5 protein-coding genes are annotated in these 4,456 nt (G+C 44.8%); 1 reads left to right on the top strand and 4 read right to left on the bottom strand.

The annotated features are described in order from the left end of the window. Positions 1-37: 37 nt before the first annotated feature. The 4 genes from sigI to A4E54_RS11555 form a co-directional block, all read right to left on the bottom strand. Entirely contained in the window at positions 38-772 is a 735-nt protein-coding gene (gene sigI / locus A4E54_RS11570; RefSeq protein WP_286726195.1) for an RNA polymerase sigma-I factor, read from the bottom strand. Between the two features lie 220 nt (positions 773-992). Then, positions 993-1,631: a (Fe-S)-binding protein gene (locus tag A4E54_RS11565; RefSeq protein ID WP_286726194.1), complete on the bottom strand. Its 639-nt coding sequence runs from the start codon at positions 1,629-1,631 to the stop codon at positions 993-995. Between the two features lies 1 nt (position 1,632). Then, positions 1,633-2,343 (bottom strand): GTP-binding protein, encoded by a 711-nt coding sequence (locus A4E54_RS11560; protein ID WP_286726193.1) that lies wholly within the window; start codon positions 2,341-2,343, stop codon positions 1,633-1,635. A 19-nt stretch (positions 2,344-2,362) separates the two neighbouring features. Then, the gene (locus A4E54_RS11555) at positions 2,363-3,142 is read right to left on the bottom strand and encodes an ATP-binding cassette domain-containing protein (protein WP_286726192.1); all 780 of its coding nucleotides are present in this window, start codon (positions 3,140-3,142) and stop codon (positions 2,363-2,365) included. A 249-nt stretch (positions 3,143-3,391) separates the two neighbouring features. Between A4E54_RS11555 and A4E54_RS11550 the strand changes: the two genes are divergently transcribed. Beyond that, the coding region (locus tag A4E54_RS11550; RefSeq protein ID WP_286726191.1) for a M48 family metallopeptidase at positions 3,392-4,456 on the top strand (1,065 nt) is incomplete at its 3' end.

The raw sequence follows: 4,456 nt of genomic DNA, 5'->3' as shown, positions 1-4,456 counted from the left end.
ACCTGTGATTTTGACTACCATCCCCGTCTTTTTCATCCTATATTCCCCCTAAGCTGTTGACGGGCAGTTTCAGGTGCGATGCCAAATATAAAAAATCTTCCCGCCTGTTTATAAGTAGGGCCATTGCTATTATGTATTTGCGGCCTCTCTCTAAAGTTTTTCGGCCAACGCCGGTTATTTCCCCTAATTCCACCAGTGGCAGCTTCTTATTATTCATGAATTTTTTTAACAGACTGCTCTCTTTAGCCAATTCCCAAGCCGCCAGCATCAATGACCGGCGTGTGTCACGGTGGCGTGGCGAACATTTAACCAAGTCTTCAAACGAAATACCGTAAATATTCAATAATTCTTCAAATTCTTTTATTTCTTCTTCCCGTTCTCTTGCGGATTCCTCCTCCAAAAACTTTTCCCATGACTTGACGAATTCGACATTGTTTATGCCGTCTTCCTGCAGCGGTAGTTGAGCTTTAATAAACTTAGTATTCCTGTTTTCCCGCCGGTAATGGTCGACTAGCCGGCTTTTCATAACATTTCTGGAGTAAGCAAGAAAAGGAACTCCGAAATCATCACAAAAACGATCGATAGCTTCATTAAAAGCAATCAACCCTATGGCTAACTCGTCATCTCTGCCCCATTCCAGGTTCTTCCCGGTAAATTTGCAAACTGCTTTATAAATAAATGGCTTACAGCTTTCCAAAAAGTTTTCTCTGGCCAAGCTGTCGCCATGTTTTATTTTTTTTATTTCGGCCTCCGCATCCTGTACAGGAAACAAGTTTTCACTCCCCTTCCAAACCGGCAGACCACCTCTTTCAATAATAATAAAGCAGTGACCCGGGGGGCATCGACCGTTCCTTATTATTTAATACGATATGTCAGAAGTGATTGTGGGGGTACAGACTAAAATTGGGCAGGAGGATACCTCTGCCCATATTTTCTTTGCCATTATATCTATATTAAGTTTAATTATACAACACAATGGTAAAATGCGAAAACTAATCTTTTGAGGCTAGAATTCTGATATCTTCGATCCGCACATGGAGCCCCTCACTTTTTTCCAAAACCATATTGACCAGGCCGGTATGATTCAGGTTCATCATGCAAAAGCCCGGCAGGAAGGTTGCCCTGCAACCAAAAGAAGGTTCTTTGCTGATATTGCCGGCAATGCCTTCAAACCCGATCATATGGTAGGCGATTACATCTTTAACTTCCCGGTCCCTTGAATACAATGGACCGACTACCCAGGTATAGAGCAGGCCGGTTACCGGCTCGGCTTCGATTACAGAAAGGACATGCGGCACCGGACAGCCTGCTCCCATTGGCCTGCCCAGCACATAATCACCTTTTTTGACGTCCATTTTTTCCACTAGATCGCTCCGGAAAGGCAGGACGATTTTCCGGGCGGATCTTTCACCGGGCAAAGGGCTAAGGATGAAATCGTAAGGATGACCTAAAACATCATGCCCCGGGTAAACAGCTTCTTTTACAAGATCATTGTTGCGAAAACTATGTTCCAGGTAATATGGACAGTCGTCATAAACCTTTTGGCCATTGCCAACCAGCCGGAGGAAGCTTTTACAATTGATTTCCCCGCATAGGCCGCAGTTTTTCCCTGGTGGAAGCCAGTATTGCATCTCACTCACCCCGGTAAAGGTATTCGGCTATTTGCCCGTCCAATTTTTTTATGACACCAAAATGATGCTTCCAACCGATTTCTTTCTTACCCACACATATAGTGCAGGTTCCAATAGGTGGATTTCCCTTTAGATATAGCTTATCCGAATCAATATCTTCCGACTGCTTGATTAGCTCATACAAACGGTGCATAGAAGTGCCTTGCAAGGCGTTAGTTTCAATCAGAATTAGATTCGGATGCACGTCTTTAATTTTTTGGATTAAGACTTCCCGCTCAGCCTGGCTGACCAGGTCTATTTTGGTGACAACGGCGATGTCGGCGAGGCTAACCATGGCGCCCATTTTTTCAGGCGCGTGAATCCCGGATATGGAACTCAGGACAATTATCCCCAAGCCTTGGTTTAGATAGGGAGAGCAGCGCAGACACAAACCCGCGCTTTCTACAATAAACAGGTCCGCATGCTTGCTTTCCGCCCATTCGACAGCGTCTCCCAGTACCATCACCCCTGCGTGGTCGGGGCATAAGTCGCCGGAATATATCTTCTTCGTCAGAATTTTGAATTCCCTGCCCAGTTCAATGTCCTCATAAGCTTTCACCACGTCGATTTTTAAGAAAGCAATGGTCATCTCATCTTTAAATCTTCTCACGATTTGTTTGGTAAGGGAAGTTTTACCCGCTGACGGGGGACCGGCTATTACCAATAGTTTCAAAAAAACACCTCCAAGTAATTCAAGCAAAGCTAACATTAATCAGGTCTTTGGTAATTTCATCTCCCGCTCTCAGCTTTTCCCTGATAAATCCAACCTGCTTATCTAGTTCCAAAAGGTTCGCGGCGGCCTTGGTTTCAAATTCATTCTGACTAAGAACTTTTTTTACCGCGCCGTTTTCCATAATAATTCTTTTTTTAGATAAAAGGGCAATGACCGGGTCATGGGTGACAAAAATAATTATTTTTGAAGTGTTCTTAATAATGTCGATAACTTCTTGCTTGAATATACCGGCGTTTTCGATCTCGTCCAGTAAAATGATCGGGGCGGCGCCGATCAATATAGCGTCGGCAATCAAAAGGGACCTGGTTTGCCCGCCTGATAGGACGGTGACTCTTGTCTCCCTGTTAATTTTTTCACCGGTGAATTTGTTGGCCAAGTCAATAGTATCCATGATTACCCTGTCGTCGGAGATCTTCCTGGCTCTGGCGTGAATCTTTAAAAATTCCACCGTGCTTAAATCGGTAAAACATTTTGTGTTTTGAGTGATCATGGCAATAGGTTTCATGGCGGGGTTGTATCTTATTTCGTCGGACGGAGTTTTCCCGTTGATTAATATACGTCGTCCGGTCGAGGTGTCCCCTTGGGCCAGCAGTTCAATATCAGAAATAAAAGCGGTTTTTCCGCTTCCTGTCGGGCCGACTATGGATACTGTTTCACCGGCTGTTAAAGTCAGGTATTGGTAACTCTCTTTGCCTCCTCCTTTATCCAAACCTGGAAGAATTGTAATTGTATTTATCATACCCTGCCTCCTATTAGTCTTTTTTACTAGTACACCGTAATTTTATCCATATATAATATTAAACGGCTGGCAGGTTTGCATGTGCAGATCAGTTATTTTATATAATTAGATAATGTTAATGAAGTAATAGTCTTGCAACAATAGTAAATAAATACTACTAATGTTGCATATACCTATCCTGGAAAGCTTGACAGGCAAGCTTGAATAGGCTATGTCAAAAATCTTAATACGGGGTGATGAAAACTGCAGTTGCGGTTAAACAGCGGTTGGCTGATCCCGGTTTTTGCAGCCGGCGTCTTTTGCTTGCTCTACCTCTGGTTTACCCTTTTCCCCGGGCGGGTGGTTCCGGAAGCCGGTTATTATTTTAGCGCCGAACAAATAAACCAAGGCCGTCAATATAATATGATCCTGAGACTGGTCTATATCTGCGGCTTTCTTGTGGAAGTGTCATTTTTACTATGGCTTGTGTTCAGCGGACGGGTAGTGGAACTTTCACGCTGGGTCCAACGGGTGGCCGGGGACAGTTATTGGGGCAGTCTTTTACTGTTTTTTTTAATAATATGGTTGTCGTTGCAGTTTTTAAATGTGCCTTTTACTCTTTACAGTGGTTATTTTTTGCAGCATCAGTGGGGGGTTTCCACTCAAACTCTTGGAGCGTGGTGGATAGATTATTTTAAAAGCGCAGGTATAAGTTTGTTTCTGTCCCTTGTGGGAGTTGTTTTATTGTTCGGGGCTATCAATCGCTGGCCCGGTACCTGGTGGTTGGCCGGTGCCGCTTTTGTTTCGGTCTGGTTTGTAATACAAACCTTTTTCTGGCCGGTGGTAATCGCGCCTCTTTTTAACCGGTTTACGCCGTCTAAAGACCCGGCGGTTCTTGACATGGTCCATGAATTGTCCGAAAAAGCCCGGCTGCCGGTCAGTCAAGTGTTGATAATGGACGCCAGCCGGCGCACCACGAAGGCCAATGCTTATTTTGCCGGTTTGGGACGGACGAAACGTATTGTATTATACGATACTCTCTTAGCTGATTACCCGCCTGATGAAGTTAAAGCCGTGGTAGCTCACGAAATGGCTCATTGGAGCCGGGGCCATATCGTCCGGGGACTGGCCCTGGGCATCCTGGGCAACTTTTTACTTTGGGGCTTCTTATTTGTGTTGTTACGGACATCGGTAACTCAATGCACACGTTACCCGCCGCATGTTTTGGCGCTCATCCTGTTGTTCTTTTTACTGGCTTCGTTTGCCGGAACTCCGTTGCAAAACTATTTTTCCAGGGGTATGGAAGTGGAGGCGGACCAAGTTGCGGTGTCTTTG

The organism is Pelotomaculum sp. PtaB.Bin117 (assembly GCF_002067195.1).
GTDB lineage: Bacteria > Bacillota > Desulfotomaculia > Desulfotomaculales > Pelotomaculaceae > Pelotomaculum_D > Pelotomaculum_D terephthalicicum.
This window is presented reverse-complemented; position numbering and strand designations above follow the sequence as displayed.

Coding starts and splice junctions, on each gene's coding strand:
- A4E54_RS11565 (WP_286726194.1), bottom strand. CDS start 1,631: ATGCAATACTGGCTTCCACCAGGGAAAAACTGCGGCCTATGCGGGGAA.
- A4E54_RS11555 (WP_286726192.1), bottom strand. CDS start 3,142: ATGATAAATACAATTACAATTCTTCCAGGTTTGGATAAAGGAGGAGGC.